Annotated in this window: 18 protein-coding genes; 13 read left to right on the top strand and 5 right to left on the bottom strand. The window is 58.9% G+C overall.

Annotated elements, in window-relative coordinates; all coding sequences use genetic code 11:
* The first annotated feature begins 89 nt into the window (after positions 1-89).
* The 12 genes from EYD00_RS12005 (at position 90) to EYD00_RS11950 (ending at position 11,520) form a co-directional block, all read left to right on the top strand.
* Complete coding sequence (locus tag EYD00_RS12005) at positions 90-722, top strand: GNAT family N-acetyltransferase (protein WP_004444125.1); 633 nt, start codon at positions 90-92, stop codon at positions 720-722.
* Complete coding sequence (locus tag EYD00_RS12000) at positions 719-1,312, top strand: GNAT family N-acetyltransferase (RefSeq protein WP_004444123.1); 594 nt, start codon at positions 719-721, stop codon at positions 1,310-1,312. Before EYD00_RS12005 ends, EYD00_RS12000 begins: the two co-directional genes overlap by 4 nt.
* 169 nt (positions 1,313-1,481) lie before the next feature.
* On the top strand, positions 1,482-2,549 hold the full coding sequence (obgE, locus tag EYD00_RS11995; RefSeq protein ID WP_004444121.1) for a GTPase ObgE: 1,068 nt from the start codon (positions 1,482-1,484) through the stop codon (positions 2,547-2,549).
* Positions 2,546-3,715 (top strand): glutamate 5-kinase, encoded by a 1,170-nt coding sequence (proB, locus tag EYD00_RS11990; protein ID WP_004444120.1) that lies wholly within the window; start codon positions 2,546-2,548, stop codon positions 3,713-3,715. Before obgE ends, proB begins: the two co-directional genes overlap by 4 nt.
* A complete protein-coding gene (locus EYD00_RS11985) occupies positions 3,708-4,994 on the top strand; it encodes a glutamate-5-semialdehyde dehydrogenase (RefSeq protein ID WP_004444117.1) in 1,287 nt (428 codons plus the stop codon). Before proB ends, EYD00_RS11985 begins: the two co-directional genes overlap by 8 nt.
* A gap of 42 nt (positions 4,995-5,036) precedes the next feature.
* Complete coding sequence (locus tag EYD00_RS11980) at positions 5,037-5,621, top strand: nicotinate-nucleotide adenylyltransferase (protein WP_044459702.1); 585 nt, start codon at positions 5,037-5,039, stop codon at positions 5,619-5,621.
* A gap of 69 nt (positions 5,622-5,690) precedes the next feature.
* Complete coding sequence (gene rsfS / locus EYD00_RS11975) at positions 5,691-6,179, top strand: ribosome silencing factor (RefSeq protein ID WP_004444112.1); 489 nt, start codon at positions 5,691-5,693, stop codon at positions 6,177-6,179.
* Between the two features lie 158 nt (positions 6,180-6,337).
* A complete protein-coding gene (gene rlmH / locus EYD00_RS11970; protein WP_004444109.1) occupies positions 6,338-6,820 on the top strand; it encodes a 23S rRNA (pseudouridine(1915)-N(3))-methyltransferase RlmH in 483 nt (160 codons plus the stop codon).
* Positions 6,821-6,979: 159 nt separating this feature from the next.
* Positions 6,980-8,377, top strand: a complete 1,398-nt coding sequence (locus tag EYD00_RS11965) for a murein hydrolase activator EnvC family protein (RefSeq protein WP_034500115.1) — start codon at positions 6,980-6,982, stop codon at positions 8,375-8,377.
* Positions 8,367-9,695 (top strand): S41 family peptidase, encoded by a 1,329-nt coding sequence (locus EYD00_RS11960; protein ID WP_004444102.1) that lies wholly within the window; start codon positions 8,367-8,369, stop codon positions 9,693-9,695. The genes EYD00_RS11965 and EYD00_RS11960 overlap by 11 nt, the downstream gene beginning before the upstream one ends.
* A gap of 62 nt (positions 9,696-9,757) precedes the next feature.
* On the top strand, positions 9,758-10,951 hold the full coding sequence (locus EYD00_RS11955) for a divergent polysaccharide deacetylase family protein (protein ID WP_034500116.1): 1,194 nt from the start codon (positions 9,758-9,760) through the stop codon (positions 10,949-10,951).
* 56 nt (positions 10,952-11,007) lie between these two features.
* Positions 11,008-11,520: an RNA pyrophosphohydrolase gene (locus tag EYD00_RS11950; protein ID WP_004444097.1), complete on the top strand. Its 513-nt coding sequence runs from the start codon at positions 11,008-11,010 to the stop codon at positions 11,518-11,520.
* A gap of 32 nt (positions 11,521-11,552) precedes the next feature.
* On the opposite strand, the gene bfr is transcribed toward EYD00_RS11950, so the two are convergent.
* The 4 genes from bfr to EYD00_RS11930 form a co-directional block, all read right to left on the bottom strand.
* Positions 11,553-12,044 carry a bacterioferritin gene (gene bfr / locus EYD00_RS11945; RefSeq protein ID WP_004444094.1) on the bottom strand — a complete coding sequence of 164 codons (492 nt, stop codon included), beginning with the start codon at positions 12,042-12,044 and terminating at the stop codon, positions 11,553-11,555.
* Positions 12,010-12,321: a (2Fe-2S)-binding protein gene (locus tag EYD00_RS11940; protein ID WP_004444092.1), complete on the bottom strand. Its 312-nt coding sequence runs from the start codon at positions 12,319-12,321 to the stop codon at positions 12,010-12,012. Before EYD00_RS11940 ends, bfr begins: the two co-directional genes overlap by 35 nt.
* Before the next feature lie 266 nt (positions 12,322-12,587).
* Positions 12,588-13,313, bottom strand: coding sequence for an acetoacetyl-CoA reductase (gene phbB / locus EYD00_RS11935; protein WP_004444090.1), 726 nt, complete (start codon positions 13,311-13,313; stop codon positions 12,588-12,590).
* Positions 13,314-13,470: 157 nt separating this feature from the next.
* A complete protein-coding gene (locus tag EYD00_RS11930) occupies positions 13,471-14,652 on the bottom strand; it encodes an acetyl-CoA C-acetyltransferase (RefSeq protein WP_004444087.1) in 1,182 nt (393 codons plus the stop codon).
* A 243-nt stretch (positions 14,653-14,895) separates the two neighbouring features.
* On the opposite strand from EYD00_RS11930, the gene phaR reads away from it, so the two are divergent.
* Positions 14,896-15,471 (top strand): polyhydroxyalkanoate synthesis repressor PhaR, encoded by a 576-nt coding sequence (gene phaR / locus EYD00_RS11925; protein ID WP_004444083.1) that lies wholly within the window; start codon positions 14,896-14,898, stop codon positions 15,469-15,471.
* Positions 15,472-15,528: 57 nt separating this feature from the next.
* On the opposite strand, the gene EYD00_RS11920 is transcribed toward phaR, so the two are convergent.
* Entirely contained in the window at positions 15,529-16,905 is a 1,377-nt protein-coding gene (locus EYD00_RS11920; RefSeq protein ID WP_004444081.1) for an MFS transporter, read from the bottom strand.
* Between the last annotated feature and the right edge of the window lie 26 nt (positions 16,906-16,931).

Genomic DNA, 16,931 nt, shown 5'->3' with positions numbered 1-16,931 from the left:
TGAGGCGTATCAGGTTCAGTCAAGAAAACAGGGGAGATGGGGCACCACCCAACTCCCCTTTTTCTTTAACCCCAAGGAGGGACTGAACCATGCAAGCTGAATTGTTGAGGGTTGACCAATCACGGTCACCCGAGGAACGGCCGAGGCCCGATCGGTCGAGGAGCGATTGCCCCGTTTTACTGTCGCAGAGGCTGGTTTTGCGCAAGCCTCACGAAGAAGACATCGACGCCCTTGCCCATCTTGCCAACAATGCCAATATCGCGACCATGGTATCGCGTATGCCGCACCCCTACACGGCCAAAGACGCCGCGGATTTTGTGCGACGCTCCAAAGCTGGCGAGATTGGCAAGTGCGTCTATGCGATTACCCGCATGGACAATGGCGAGTTTCTGGGCTGCTGCGCGCTCGAACCCCAGGAAGACGAAAAGACGCTGGAGATCGGTTACTGGCTGGGGGAACCCTACTGGAACCGGGGATACATGACCGAAGCGGCGCATGCGCTGATCGACATGGCCTTTCGTACGCGTGAGATCGACCAGATCGATGCCCGTTGCCGGGTCACCAACATCCCGTCGCGCCGTGTCATCCAGAAGTGCGGTTTCCAGTTCCAGGGCTCCGGCATGGTCGGTTCGCTGGCGCTCGGTGGCATGGTGCCGGTCGAATGGTACAGGCTGGACCGCAAGACCTGGGTTTCGCTGAAGAGCTGGGGGGACATGGGATGAGCACGCTCGAACTGAGCCGCCGCCGGGCGGCCCCTGCGATAGCGCCGCCAGGCCCCTGCCCCGTGATCGAGACATCGCGTCTGGTGCTGCGCCCACAGCGCCTTTCCGATGCCGGCAGCATTGCGGAATCGCTTGGCGATTTTGCGGTAACGAAAATGCTGGCCCGCGTTCCCGCGCCTTACCACAAGCAGGATGCGCTGGAGTGGCTGGTGTTGCGCACCTCCGGCACCCTGCCTGACTGGGATTTCGCCATCACCAGCGGTGACGACACGCTGATTGGCGTCGTCTCGGTGGAATTGCGGCATGGCGAGTGGCATTTGGGCTACTGGCTCAACCGCTTCTACTGGGGCAAGGGTTACATGACCGAGGCGGTGGCCGCCGTCGTCGAGCGGTTCTTTCGCCGCATGCCGGGAGTGACCCTTCACTCCGGCGTGTTTGCGGATAACCCCGCCTCGCTGCGTGTGCAGGAGAAGCTCGGCTTCCGGGTGACCGGTTGTCACCAGATTTACGCCACGGCGCGTGCCGCCATGGTGGCGCATATCGACACGATGGTCACGGCTGAAGATTTCATTAAGCCGCATCGCATTTGAGGAGCATTACAAGGCCGGTTTGATCCAGACCGGCCTTGTCTCGCGCATGAGCTTCCCGCACGATAGTCTTTGACCTTGTGAAGAAGCGCTTGTATTCGAAACGACGATATTTTTGTTTGGCGCAGCACGATTGGTTGTTGTGCCCGCAAACCGACAGAACGGCAGTCCGATGAAATTTCTCGATGAAGCAAAAGTCTATATCAAGTCCGGTGATGGCGGCGCGGGTGCCGTGTCGTTCCGGCGTGAAAAATTCATCGAATTCGGCGGCCCTGATGGTGGTGATGGCGGACGCGGCGGCGACGTCTGGGTTGAGGTGGTCAACGGTCTCAACACGCTGATCGACTTCCGTTTCCAGCAGCATTTCAAGGCCTCGATCGGCCAGCACGGCATGGGCAAGACCCGCACCGGCGCCAAAGGTTCCGACGTGGTGCTGCGGGTGCCTGTTGGCACGCAGATTTTTGAGGAAGACAACGAGACGCTGATCGTCGACCTCACCAAGGAGGGCCAGCGCTTTCGCCTGGCCGCGGGCGGCAATGGCGGTTTCGGCAATGCCTATTTCAAATCGTCCACCAATCAGGCACCGACGCACGCCAATCCGGGTCTTCCGGGTGAAGAAAAGACGGTCTGGCTTCGTTTGAAGCTGATTGCCGACGCTGGTCTCGTTGGCCTGCCTAATGCGGGCAAGTCTACATTCCTTGCAACCGTGACGCGCGCGCGGCCAAAGATTGCCAACTATCCGTTCACCACGCTGCATCCGAACCTTGGTGTCGCGACCATCGATGGCCGTGAATTCGTGCTGGCCGATATTCCCGGATTGATTGAAGGTGCGCATGAGGGGGTCGGCATCGGTGACCGTTTCCTCGGCCATGTCGAGCGCACCCGCGTGCTTCTGCATCTCGTTTCCGCGCAGGAAGAGAAGGTCGGCAAGGCCTACAAGACCGTCAAAGCTGAACTCGATGCCTATGGTGGCGGACTGACAGACAAGCCGGAAATCGTCGCGCTGTCACAGATCGACGTGCTGGATGAAAAGGAACTGAAAAAGAAGGCCAAGGAACTGGAAAAGGCCTGCGGCCGTCCGCCGCTTCTTCTGTCCGCTGCCGCGCATATCGGCATGACGGAAGCCCTTCGCGCCCTTCGCGACATCATCGTGTCGGCAAGCAATGGCGGCGAAACCGCCCTTCCCGATCGGTCCATGCCGCATGAGAGCGAGGTCGAGGAAGAGGACGACCGCCTATGAGCCTGACGCGCAAGCCGCTGGGCAGCCACCACCGGATCGTCATCAAGATCGGATCGGCGCTTCTGGTGGACCGCAAAAGCGGCCTGAAGAAAGACTGGTTGGATGCCATCTGCGAGGACATCGCGGCGCTGAAGAAAAACGGTGCGGATGTTCAGGTGGTGTCTTCGGGCGCTATCGCTCTTGGCCGCACCGTGCTCGGCCTGCCTTCGGGCGCGTTGAAGCTGGAAGAAAGCCAGGCGGCGGCGGCTGTCGGCCAGATTGCGCTGGCGCGGGCATGGTCGGAAAGCCTGTCGCGGCATGACATTGTTGCCGGCCAGATTTTGCTGACGCTCTCCGACACCGAAGAGCGTCGCCGTTATCTCAATGCGCGCGCCACCATCAACCAGCTTCTGAAGATCGGCGCTATTCCGATCATCAATGAAAACGACACGGTTGCGACTACCGAAATTCGTTATGGCGATAATGATCGTCTGGCGGCGCGCGTGGCGACCATGACGGGCGCCGATTTGCTGGTTCTGCTGTCGGATATTGACGGCTTGTACACAGCTCCGCCGCATCTCGATCCGGACGCCAAATTCCTTGACACGATTGCGGACATCACCCCCGAAATCGAAGCCATGGCGGGCGGTGCAGCTTCCGAGCTTTCGCGCGGCGGCATGCGCACCAAGATCGATGCGGGCAAGATTGCCACCGCTGCCGGCTGTGGCATGATCATCGCGTCAGGCAAGACGCTCAATCCGCTCAAGGCCATCGAAAACGGTGCGCGCTCCTCATGGTTCGCGCCATCCGGGACTCCGGTGACGGCACGCAAGACCTGGATTGCCGGGCAATTGCAGCCCGCTGGCGAAATCCATGTGGATGCCGGCGCGGAAAAGGCCCTTTATGCCGGTAAAAGCCTGCTTCCCGCTGGCGTGCGGCAGGTCAAGGGCAATTTCGGGCGCGGCGATGCCGTTGCCATCATCGGCTCGGAAGGCCGTGAGGTCGCGCGCGGTCTCGCGGGTTACGATGCGGAAGAGGCACGTCTCATCATCGGCCACAAGTCCAATGAGATCGAGGCGATCCTCGGTTATGTCGGACGGGCGGCGATGATCCATCGCGACGACCTCGTCATGACCGGGGCCGCCGTGAAAGTTAAGAGTGCAGAGAAGGATGAGGTCCATGCCTGAACAGGCCGTGAAGCAGAGCCATGATATTGACGCGCTGATGATGACCATTGGCGCTCAGGCGAAAGCTGCTTCACGACCGTTGTCCATCGCTGGCGCGGACCAGAAGAACCGTGCGCTGCTTGCCATGGCCTCCGCCATTGAAGCCTCGAAAGAGGCGATCCTTGGTGCTAACCGCAAAGATCTAGCCGCGGCGGATCAGGCTGGTCTTGCGCCCTCCTTCATTGACAGGCTGACGCTCAATGATGACCGGATTGCCGGTATCGCGGAAGGCATTCGTTCCGTCGCGGCGCTGCCCGATCCGGTCGGCGAAGTCATCGCCGCATGGGACAGGCCCAATGGCCTGAAGATCGAGCGCGTGCGCACGCCGCTTGGCGTCATCGGTGTGATTTACGAAAGCCGCCCGAACGTGACGGCGGATGCCGGCGCGCTATGTCTCAAGGCGGGTAATGCCGTGATCCTGCGCGGCGGCTCGGATTCGCAACATTCATCGCGTGCTATCCATGCCTGCCTCGTGGAAGGTCTGAAGATCGCGGGTCTTCCCGAGCATGCCATTCAACTGGTACCGGTGACCGACCGCGCCGCCGTCGGCGCGCTTCTCAGCGGCCTGAATGGCACGGTTGACGTTATCGTGCCGCGCGGCGGCAAGAGCCTCGTGGCCCGGGTACAGTCGGAGGCCCGCGTGCCGGTTTTCGCGCATCTTGAGGGGATCTGCCACATCTATGTCGATAAATCCGCTGATCTCGACATGGCGAAACGCATCGTTGTCAACGCCAAAATGCGCCGTACCGGCATTTGCGGGGCGGCCGAAACGCTGCTGGTGGATGCTGCTGCCGTTTCCACGCATTTGCAGCCGCTCGTCAAGGCTCTGATGGAAGTCGGTTGTGAAGTGCGCGGTTCGCAGGCCGTACGCGAAGTGATGGCGGGTCTCGCGCCGGCAACGGAAGAGGACTGGCGCACCGAATATCTCGATGCAATCATTTCGGTCGCCGTGGTGGATGGCATTTCCGGTGCGATCGAACATATCGGCACCTACTCTTCCAACCATACCGAGGCCGTTATCGCCGAGGATGCCGAGGTGGTGGCGCGATTCTTCAACGAACTTGATTCGGCCATTCTGCTGCACAATGCCTCGACCCAATTTGCCGATGGCGGTGAATTCGGCATGGGCGCTGAAATCGGCATCGCCACCGGCAAGATGCATGCGCGAGGCCCCGTCGGCGTCGAGCAGCTTACCTCGTTCAAATACCGTGTGCATGGCACCGGCCAGACACGGATCTGATATTTGCCGGCCGATAAGCGCCTCGACAGACGTTATCTCACCATGCCGCATGTGGAGCGCGGCATGGTTGTCGGGCTGTTCGGCGGTTCTTTTAATCCGCCGCATGCCGGTCACGCGCTTGTTGCAGAGATTGCGCTGCGCAGGCTCGGTCTCGATCAGCTGTGGTGGATGGTGACGCCAGGCAATCCGTTGAAAAGCCGCTCAGAGCTGGCCTCTCTCGAAGATCGCATCGCTGCCTGCGAAAAGCTCGTTCACGATCCTCGCATCAAGGTCACGGCTTTCGAAAAATCGCTGGGCATAAGCTATACCGCTAATACGCTCGCCAAGGTGAAGGCGAAAAATCCGCACGTGCGCTTCATCTGGGTTATGGGTGCCGATAATCTCAAGAGTTTCCATCACTGGCAGAAATGGCGCACGATTGCTGAGACTTTCCCGATTGCGGTGATCGACAGGCCGGGTTCGACGCTTTCCTACCTCTCCTCCACCATGGCCCAGGCCTTCAGCCAGGCGCGGATCGATGAGGACGATGCCGGTGTTTTATGGAAAAAACCAGCGCCCGCCTGGGTTTTCATTCATGGACCGCGTTCCACGCTCAGCTCCACCGCGCTACGTAACGGCCGCAAATGACACGGCCGATCACAAATGATGTATGTGACGGCCGTCTAAGGCTCCATATCTTGAAAAGTTAATGCTTTGATGCCACCTTCATTGTGTGACGCAGAGAATCGCGTCGCGCAGTGCCTGTTTTGTCATTCTTGGAAAGGAAAAACTCTGACAACAGTACACGCCAAGGGAAGAGCATTCGTTGCTATCCCGAAGGGCCAGGACAGTGGCGCCGATGCCGCCGGCCATGCCCTCGACACCGTCCTCGCGAGCCTCGAGGACTCCAAGGCTGAAGATATCGTCTCTCTCAACATTGCCGGAAAATCGGCGCTTGCGGACTACATGGTTGTGGTTTCCGGGCGGTCGAACAGGCATGTCTCGGCGATTTGCGAGCATCTTCTGAAAGACATGAAGGATGAAGGGTTCGGAAACGCCCGCGTCGAAGGTCTTGAGACCGGCGACTGGGTGCTCATCGATACCGGCGATATCATCGTTCATGTGTTCCGACCGGAAATCCGCGCTTTCTACAACATCGAAAAAATGTGGGCGACGCCGGACATGCCGGAAGAGACACTGCATTGATGCGGTGAGCCTTTTGAGCGAAGGCATCGTTTTTGCCGAAGATCGCCTGTGACTTCGGAGCGATGCTTCTGGCCGGAAATCAGGTCGGCCGCATAGGAATCCGCGCGCTATGCTGTTAAGAGCGTGGCCCGTTGGGCTACGACACGTGCAGGTTTGCGATGCGGATTTCAATTTTTGCGGTGGGACGGCTGAAATCCGGCCCCGAAAAGGATCTTGCGACCCGTTATATCGAGCGCCTCGCCAAGACTGGCCCGGCGGTCGGGCTGGAATTTTCGCGGGTAATCGAAGTCGCGGAAAGTCGTGCATCAAACGCAGAAACCCGCAAGCGCGAAGAGGCGGCGATGCTGGAAAAGCATCTTTCCGATGGCGCAGTGCTCATCTTACTCGATGAGCGTGGCAAGGCGCTCGACAGCCCGGCCTTTGCGTCCTTTTTCGGTGATCTGCGCGACAGCGGCAAGCGCGAACTTGTTATCGCCATCGGCGGGGCCGATGGTCTCGATCCCGGCCTTTATGACAGGGCGACAGCCGTTCTCAATCTCGGCAAACTGACATGGCCGCATCAGATTGTCCGCATCCTGATTGCCGAGCAGCTTTACCGCGCCGTTACCATCCTATCCGGTCACCCCTATCACCGGGTATGACGCGTGGACGGATGCGGGTGCCGTCGCAATTTCAACATGAAGCTCGGCGACACGGCTGACATGGGCATGGTCGTCGGCCGCCCCTTACAGGCCTCTTGGAAGATCGCGGTAAAATCCCTAATATCGGCGCTCCCTGCTTCGGCATCAAAGAAAGTTCAGATGGACAAGAAGTCTCCAGGAAAACGGCACGCGGCCCTTGCGGGCGCGGTTCTCGCTGCTTTCGTTGTGGGGATCGGTCCGACCTATTCGCGCGATGATGCAGGCGCCGTTCCCACCGAGAATGGCGATTTATCTCCAGATGAGTTGCAGTCGCTGGAGAAGCGTCGTGACCAGAACCGTCAGGATCTGGAGGAGCTGGTCGACAGTATCGGACTTTCCGAGGACAAAACAAGGAAGCTCGAGGAGAGCATTGCATCCCTCAATCAGGACAGCGCCCGTATCCGGGAAGAGTTGATTGCGTCGGCTGCGAGACGCAAGGCGCTGGAAACCAAGATCAGCGATGGTGAGGATCGCCTGGCCAAGCTTTCGGTGCGCGAGGACGGCGTCAAGGCGTCTCTACGGGAGAGGCGCGGTGTACTGGCTGAGGTTCTGGCCGCGTTGCAGCGCATGGGCAGAAATCCGCCGCCCGCCCTGCTCGTTTCGCCGGAGGATGCGCTTGCTTCCGTTCGCAGCGCCATTCTTCTTGGCGCCGTTGTGCCCGGCATTCGCGGTGAAACGGACAAGCTGGTCGCCGCTCTCAAAGAATTGACCGATCTCAGACAGGCAATCGCTCGCGAAAAAGACGATCTTACGGGTATGATGACGGCAAGTCTTGAAGAGGAAAAACGCCTCGACCTGCTGATTGCCGAAAACGACCGCAAGAATTCCCAGACGGCGGCGGAGCTGGAGGCGGAGCGCAAGCGGTCCGAAGAACTTGCGAGCAAGGCGACGAGCCTCGAAGGGCTGGTCAGTTCGCTTGAAGGCGAAATTACCTCGGTACGGGAGGCGATGGAAAAGGCGCGTGCGGAAGAGCAGCGTCTGGCCCGTCTTTCGGAGGCGGAACGCGAAAAGCAGCGCGCCGCGGCCGAGGCTGGAATGCCCGATAAAAACCGTATTGCGCCCGCATATCCCTTCGCGAGTTTGAAGGGAAAGCTGGAGTTTCCGGTGGCGGGCGAAGTGCTGCGGCGCTTCGGCGATGCGGATGGTACGGGCCATTTTTCCAAGGGAGTTGTCGTCGCGAGCGGCCCGGAGGCCATCGTGACGGCGCCTGCGGACGGTTTCGTGGTATTTGCCGGCGATTTTCGCAGCTACGGTCGCATGGTCATCCTCAATACCGGCGATGGGTATCACGTGGTCATGACGGGCATGGATAATGTAAGAACCCGGCAGGGCATGTTCGTGTTCTCCGGAGAGCCGATCGCCTCCATGGGGGCAAAAAGAGTAGCGAGTGCAGCAGCATTGGCGCTGGAAACCGACAGGCCAACGCTCTACATTGAGTTCAGGAAAGATGGTGTACCGGTTGATTCCCAACCGTGGTGGACCGCAAAAAATACCGGAAGGGCGCACAATGATTCGTAAGGTTTCGCTTCTCCTTATCGGTGGGCTTATGGGCGCCACGGCGATGAGCGTGATTTATTCGGCGAGCATGCCGGCACAGGCGGCCGGGCCTTCGACCTATAAGGAGCTGTCGATCTTTGGCGACGTGTTCGAACGCGTGCGTGCGCAATATGTGACGCCGCCGGATGACGAGAAGCTGGTGGAAAATGCCATTAATGGCATGCTCAGCTCGCTCGACCCGCATTCAAGCTTCATGAATGCGAAGGACGCTAACGACATGCGCACCCAGACCAAGGGTGAGTTCGGCGGCCTCGGCATTGAAGTGACGATGGAAAACGAACTGGTCAAGGTCATCTCTCCGATGGATGATACGCCAGCATCCCGCGCGGGCATTCTTGCGGGCGACTTCATCTCCGAAATCGATGGTACGCCGGTTCGCGGACTGAAGCTGGAGCAGGCGGTCGAAAAGATGCGCGGCGCAGTCAAGACGCCCATCAAGCTGACCGTCATCCGCCAGGGCGCCGACAAGCCGCTTGAAATTACCGTTGTGCGCGACGTGATTGCCGTTCGCGCGGTCAAGTCGCGTGTCGAGGGCGACAATGTCGGTTATCTGCGCGTCATCTCCTTTACCGAGAAGACCTACGACGATCTTGAAAAGGCGATCAAGAAGATCAAGGCGGATGTTCCTGCCGACAAGCTGAAGGGTTACGTGCTCGACCTGCGCCTCAACCCGGGCGGTCTGCTCGATCAGGCGATCAATGTCTCCGACGCCTTCCTTGAGCGTGGTGAGGTCGTTTCAACCCGTGGCCGTAACCCCGACGAGACCCGCCGCTTCAACGCAACGGCCGGCGATCTGACCGACGGCAAGCCGGTGATCGTGCTCGTCAACGGCGGTTCGGCTTCGGCGTCTGAGATCGTTGCCGGCGCTCTGCAGGATTTGCGTCGCGCGACCGTTGTCGGCACGCGCTCCTTCGGCAAGGGTTCGGTTCAGACGATCATTCCGCTCGGCGAGGCCGGTGCGCTGCGTCTGACCACCGCGCTCTATTACACGCCGTCTGGCAAATCGATCCAGGGAACAGGTATCGAGCCCGATATCAAGGTAGAGCAGCCTTTGCCGCCGGAATTGCAGGGTCGCGTCACGGCAGAGGGCGAATCCAGTCTCTCCGGGCACATCAAGGGTCAGAGCGAAACGGACGAAGGTTCGGGTTCTTCGGCCTATGTTCCGCCGGAGGCCAAGGACGACATCCAGCTTAACTATGCGCTTGACCTGTTGCGTGGCGTCAAGACGGATCCGTCTTTCCCGCCCAACCCGGAAAAGGCTGTGGTCAACAAGCAATAAGAGCGTTGTGCCGGCTTCCGGCACTCCATCTCGATTGACAAACCCTCTGGATGGATCGTTCATTGCCTTCGGACCTGCGAAAACCGCTTCTGGGTCGTCAGAAAAAAAGCGCCGGTATCAACCGGCGCTTTTCCGTCATTATGGTTCTGGCGGCGCTTGCGGTTCTTTCCATCGGCGGACTGTCCGTCTACACGGCGCTCTCGCCCGCCAATCTGCAGAGGACGGCGACCGGGCCGGACCTTGAACTGACGCCTGCGCAAAACAAAGCTGAACCATCCGTACCGGACGGGGAGGCCGAAACGGCTGGTCTGCAACCGGAAAGTGGCCGATCTGGCGCGAACATCAATCGTGCGACCATGCCCGATGGTAATGTTGTCTCAGTCTATTCTCCTCGGCCCCGTGATAATGACGGGCCCGTGTTGATGAGCGGCCAGACCTATGGCCAGGACCCGCGGATGGCCACGCGGCCCAACGAGGAATTGCTCGAGGATACGGCCTTTGGCAGGTTGCCAGTGGTGGGCGCCGACGGATTGCGACCGATGGAGCAATATGCGCGGCCCTGGTCGGGAGCGCGGGGCACGCGGGTGGCGATCGTGGTCGGTGGTCTCGGCCTCAGCCAGACAGGCTCGCAAAAGGCGATACGGGAACTGCCGCCGGAGGTGACGCTTGGCTTTGCCGCCAGCGGCAACAGCCTTCAACGCTGGATGCAGGAAGCACGCCGTGAGGGGCACGAAATTCTTCTCCAGATACCGCTGGAGCCCTTTGGTTATCCCGGCACCAATCCCGGCCCGGATACATTGATTGCCGCCGATCCCGCCAAGGTAAACCTCGACCGGCTGCATCGATCCATGGCCAAAATCACCAATTATACCGGCATCATGAATTATCTCGGCGGGCGCTTTCTCGCCGAGCAGGCGGCGCTGGAGCCGGTGATGCGTGATATCGGCAAACGTGGTCTGCTATTTCTGGACGATGGTTCGTCAGCGCAGTCCCTGAGTGGCGGGATTGCAAAGGCCATCTCTGCCCCCCAGGGTTTTGCCGATATTCTGCTCGACGGCGAAGTGACCGAAGCTTCCATCTTGCGGAAGTTGGACGAATTGGAGCGGGTCGCGCGCCGCAATGGTCAGGCGATCGGGGTGGCTTCTGCTTTTGATGAAAGCATTGCGGCGATCTCGCGGTGGTCCCGGGAAGCGGCGGGCCGCGGTATCGAGATCGTCGGCGTTTCCGCCCTTGTTTCGGAGCCGGCGGGGCAGTAAACCTTGCCTGCGGCCATTTCCGCGCCCTTGTGGCGCTCAGACAATGCGGGAAACCCATGACAATCAAAGCAGAAGATTTGCCCTATCGTCCCTGTGCGGGGATGATGGTTCTGAACGCCGAAGGCCTGGTGTGGGCCGGCCGGCGCATCAAGGAAGGCAATTCCGAATATGATGGCTCGCCGCATTTGTGGCAGATGCCACAGGGGGGGATTGATGAGGGCGAGCGGCCTCTGGCCGCGGCCATTCGCGAGCTTCACGAAGAGACGGGAATGAAAACGGTGCGGCTGCTGGCGGAAGCGAGCGACTGGATCCACTACGATCTTCCGCCGGAACTGATCGGCGTCGGATTGAGAGGTAAATATCGCGGCCAGGCACAGCGCTGGTTCGCATTCCGGTTCGAAGGCGACGAAAGCGAAATCCAGATCGATCCGCCACCGACGGGGCACGCAGCCGAATTCGATGCCTGGGACTGGAAGCCGATGGAGAGCCTGCCTGAACTCATCGTTCCGTTCAAGCGCGGCGTCTACGAGAAAGTGGTTGCCGAATTCCGGCACCTTTCCGACAAATAAAAAAGGCGGCCGCCGGCCGCCTTTTCCGTATTTCAGTGGTCTTCCGCTTCGTTGGCGGAATCCGCATTGAGCTGGCCGTATTTTTCTTCGCCGATCTTGCCGAGCAGTTCGAGCTGGGTCTCGAGGAAGTCGATATGACCCTCCTCGTCGATCAGCAGCGTTTCGAACAGCTTCATCGAAACGTAGTCACCGGCCTCATGACAGATATCGCGGGATTTCTTATAAGACGCTCTTGCATCATATTCACCAGCAAGGTCGGCTTCGAGCACTTCCTTGACATTCTGTCCGATACGCAGGGGAGCAACGGTCTGGAGGTTGGGATGGCCCTCCAGGAAGATGATCCGGTCGATAAGCTTGTCTGCGTGCTGCATCTCTTCGATGGATTCCGCACGCTCCTTCTTGGCAAGCTTGGTGTAACCCCAGTCATTCAGAAGCCGGTAATGAAGCCAATACTGGTTTACTGCACCGAGTTCGAGAAAAAGGGCTTCGTTAAGCCGCTCGATGACTCTTTTGTCGCCTTTCAATGTCCGCTCTCCTGTTCTCTTCGTGGAATCGCTTCAGGCGGGACATAAAATCAAAAACATCGGCCTCAGTCGAGTGCCGACGGGCGTGATATTCTTCCGTGGTTTTGATAATCAGGTCGACAACGGTCGGAAAACAGCCACAGCAGCGACCTCGCTTTTCCATGGCATGATACACTTTTGCGGGAACGATAAGCTGCCAACAGTCCTCATCGAGGAGCTCGTTGATAACGTCCTTGATCTCATGATCGGTGATGTAATTGCAGCTGCAAACCAGCATGATGGACTGCCTGTATGACGCAACACGTTGTTTTCGTTCTTAAACCAAAACAGGACAGCGAATGTCAAGAAAAACCTCTTTTCAAATTCATAACGATTTTCTAGACTCGTTCTAAACTATACGAAAAATGTCGCATTTTCATTGGTTTAGCTGTCTCTTTTTTACGTCCTGTCCCGCTCAAGTTTTCGTGCGCGCCAAAATGTGCTGTCACGATATCACGAGAAGTTTACTGATCTGAGCCGGCCGGAGCAGCAGGCGTGTAAATGTCAGGCGAAATATTGACCGCCATTGGCCGTCATTGTGGAACCGGTGATAAAGCCAGCCTCGTCCGAGACGAGAAACAGGACACAACGCGCGATCTCCTCCGGTTCCCCAAGCCGTCCGATGGGGATTTGTGGCACGATCCGCTCGGCCAGAACCTTCTCCGGGATCGCTCTCACCATTTCCGTGCCGATATAGCCGGGGCAGATGGCGTTGACGGTGATATTGCGGCTTGCGCCCTCCTGCGCGAGCGCCTTGGTGAAGCCGATATCGCCGGCTTTCGACGCGGAGTAATTGACCTGGCCCGCCTGACCCTTCTGTCCATTGATGGAGGAAATATTGACGATGCGGCCGAAACCGCGCTCCCGCATGCCCGGCCAGACGGGGTGGGTCATGTTGAAGACGCCGGTGAGGTTCGTATCGATGACATCACGCCACTGCTGCGGTGTCATCTTGTGAAACATGGCGTCACGGGTGATGCCGGCATTGTTGACGAGGATTTCGACCGGCCCGAGGGTTTCCTCCACCTTCGCGATACCGTTGACGCACGCGTCGTAGTCGCGCACGTCCCACTGGAACGCAGGAATGCCTGTCTCCGTCTGGAATGTCTCCGCCCGGTCCGTCGTGAAGGCATAGTTGACGGCCACCCGATAGCCGGTTGCCTGCAGGGCGCGGGCGATGGCGGCACCTATACCGCTCGTCCCGCCGGAAATCAAAGCAACCCGGCTCATCTAGGCCTCCATGACCTGTCATTGAAGCGCCTGCAGTTGTGCAGGTGCTTGTTCGTCGTGCTCAACCGCCACAGAAATGCGGCCAATGGGAGGCCGCTTCTATCCTATTGTCCGCTGAACCGGAATTGCTTTTTGGCAAGCGAGGGCGGCCCGCGCGTCAGAGCGCCTCGATGCACATGGCTACACCCATGCCGCCGCCGATGCAGAGTGTCGCAAGACCCTTGGACACGTTACGGCGGCGCATCTCGTAAATCAGGGTGTTCAGGACGCGGGCGCCCGAAGCGCCGATCGGATGGCCGATGGCAATCGCTCCGCCGTTGACGTTGACGATATCAGGATCAAGGCCAAGCTCGCGCACGACGGCACAGGACTGGGCTGCAAACGCTTCGTTGGCTTCGATGAGGCCGATATCGCCTACCGACCAGCCGGCCTTGGCCAAGGCCTTGCGGGAGGCGGGAATGGGGCCGGTGCCCATGATCTGCGGATCGACGCCCGCCGTCGCCCAGGAGGCAATACGGGCTAGTGGCTTGATGCCGCGCTTTTCTGCTTCCTGTTCCGACATCAAAAGCGTGGCGGCTGCGCCGTCGTTCAGACCTGAGGCGTTACCCGCCGTCACGGTGCCGTCCTTGTCGAAGGCAGGGCGCAACTTGGCCATCGTTTCCAGCGAGGCGCCGGCGCGGATATGTTCATCGGCGTCGATGACGATATCGGCCTTGCGACCCTTCACGGTGAAAGCGACGATTTCGTCCACGAAACGTCCGGCAGCCTGTGCGGCTTCAGCCTTGTTTTGCGATGAGACCGCAAACTGGTCCTGCTCATCCCGGGAGAGTTGCCACTGGCGGGCTATGTTTTCAGCGGTGATGCCCATGTGATAGCCGTAAAAGGCGTCGGTCAGGCCGTCCTTCAGCATGGTGTCGATCATCTTGAAGTCGCCCATTTTCACGCCGCCACGCAAATGGGCGCAGTGAGGTGCCATGGACATGGATTCCTGACCGCCGGCGATGACAATGCCCGCATCACCCGTCAAGATTTGCTGCATGCCGAGGGCCACGGCGCGCAGTCCCGAGCCGCAGAGCTGGTTGAGGCCGAAAGCGGTCGCTTCCTGCGGAATGCCTGCCTTCATTGCCGCTTGCCGCGCCGGGTTCTGCCCTTCGCCCGCGGTGAGCACCTGACCGAGAATGACTTCATCAATTTCGTTCGCCGCAACGCCGGCACGTTCAAGCACGGCACTGATAACGGTCGCGCCGAGTTCGTGGGCTGGCGTATTGGCAAAGTGGCCATTGAAAGAACCGACGGCGGTGCGCGCAGCGCTGGCAATCACGATTGAAGGCAGGGTCATTTGTTTTCTCCTCACTTGCGGGCGGAGACTGGCAAAGCTTTCAATCCAAGTCAAATGACGAAAGTTGCTTTAAAAGATATTGCTAAATCACGTTGGAATCTTGCTAAAAATTGCTGCGCAAAAAACAAACTGTTGCGATGCACAAAACATTTGTCAGACAGCGCATTTTGCGCATACACTTTGCGCCGGGAAGAGCAATAACACCAAAAAACAAAAAAATACCATCATCGCGAGGAGGCGGGCATGGCGAAACACGACGGCGAAACGATCATTAAAAAATACGCCAATCGGCGGCTCTACAATACGGGCACCAGCACCTATGTGACGCTTGATGATCTGGCGCAGATGGTCAAGCGTGGTGAAGACTTCAAGGTTCAGGACGCGAAGTCATCCGAAGACATCACGCACGCCGTGCTGACGCAGATCATCGTCGAACAGGAGGCCAAAACCGGCAATACGCTGTTGCCGACGGCGTTTCTGCGTCAATTGATCTCCTATTATGGCGACCAGATGCAGATGGTCGTGCCGACATTTCTCGAACATTCCATGAAGACCTTTTCCGACCAGCAGAGCCAGATGCAGGAGCATATGGCCAAGGCTTTCGGTGACGGCTCGCTCGCCCGCAATTTTCAGGCGCCATTGCAGATGATGGAAGAGCAGATCCGCCGTAATACGGAACTGTTCCGGCAGGCGATGCAGGGTTTTACGCCTTTTGCAATGCCACAGGCGCCGAAAGAGGCCCGCAAGCCGAATGCATCCGAAATCGATGAGCTGAAGGCGCAGCTGCGCGCATTGCAGCAAAAGCTCGACCAGCTCTGAGCCAGCGCCAACTGGCCGATGCTCGACTTTAACAAGGCGTCGGCCTCACTTGCGCCTTCAGCCTGCCGTTCGTTCGGGCACGCGCAGTAGCATCATGAAACCGGCTCCGAGAAAGACGATCAGCGTTGCCATGCCAATGTGGGCGGAGCCGCTGAGAGTGGTAGCTATGGAAAATGACAGTGTCGCCATGAAGCTCGTGGCGCGACCGGAAAGCGCATAGATGCCGAAATAGCGGCCGGCTTCCGCTACGCTGATGTTGCGGGCAAGATAGGAACGCGATGAGGCTTGAACAGGGCCGAAAGCAAGCCCGATCAGCACCCCATAAAGCAGGTAGGCCTTTTCGGCTGCTGTCGCGAAGAAACTGTCATTGTCATCCGTGGAAAGTTGAAGCAATCCGAATAGGGTTGAACCTTTTTGTGTGGAAACGATGCCAATGGTCGCAAGCAAAAGAAGCACCAGACTTATGAGTACGGTGTTGCGCGACCCGAGGGTTTGATCAACACGCCCTGCGGCAAAGCATCCGACGATGGCGACGACATTCAGAAGGATGCCAAAGAGACCAGTTTCAATTGTCTCCCACCCGAACATTCCCGCCGCGAATGCGCCTCCCAAGATTACGACGCCATTCACGCCATCCTGATACAGCATGCGCGCGATCAGAAACCGTAGCAGCATGGGGCGGTGACGAAGCTCGCGAAGTGTCGTCTTTAACTCCCGAAGTCCGGAGTGGATTGCGGCCCCGAAAGGCAGACCCTTGTTAGAGTCCGGGGTCAATAAGAACATTGGCAGAATGAATATCAGGTACCAGAGTGCAGCAATTGGTCCGGTTATTCTCGCGTCCTGCCCGGAGGCGGGGTCGAGGCCGAAAAGAGGCGTGATTCCCACGAGCGTCAGTCCGGTCTTGGGGTTTGCCGCCAGCAGGGTGACGACCGCAATCAGCACCACCATGCCGCCGAGATAACCGAGGCCCCAAGCGAGATTGGAAATGCGCCCCACATTTTGCGGGTTGGTGAGCCGCGGCATCATGGAATCGTTGAAGACGATCGAGAATTCCGCCGCGATGGAGGCGAGGATCATGCAGATAACGGGCAGAATGACCGGCGATCCCGGTGCCGCGTACCAAAGGAGACACAGGCTGACGATCTTGATGACGGCAAAAAAGGCGATCCACGGCTTACGTGCGCCGGACTGGTCGGCAATGGAGCCGAGGATAGGGGAGAAGAGGGCGATGATGATCGACGAGACCGTCGCCACATTGCTCCATGTCGCCTGGGCCGCAATGGGATCGTCGGTGAGGCGGGCGACGAAATAGGGCCCGAAAACGAAGGTTGTGACAACCGTGAAAAACGGTTGCGCCGCCCAGTCGAACATCACCCAGCCCCAGATGCCGCGTTTGGTAACGACTGCTTGCGCATTTGGGGCAGGGCTAGTCATTCATCGTCCTATCGGAAATTGGGAAA

The sequence above is a fragment of the Agrobacterium sp. 33MFTa1.1 genome (genome assembly GCF_004328495.1).
In the GTDB taxonomy this organism is placed as follows: Bacteria; Pseudomonadota; Alphaproteobacteria; order Rhizobiales; family Rhizobiaceae; genus Agrobacterium; species Agrobacterium pusense.
The sequence above is the reverse complement of the archived record's forward strand: the minus strand, read 5'-3'. Positions and strand labels throughout refer to the sequence as shown.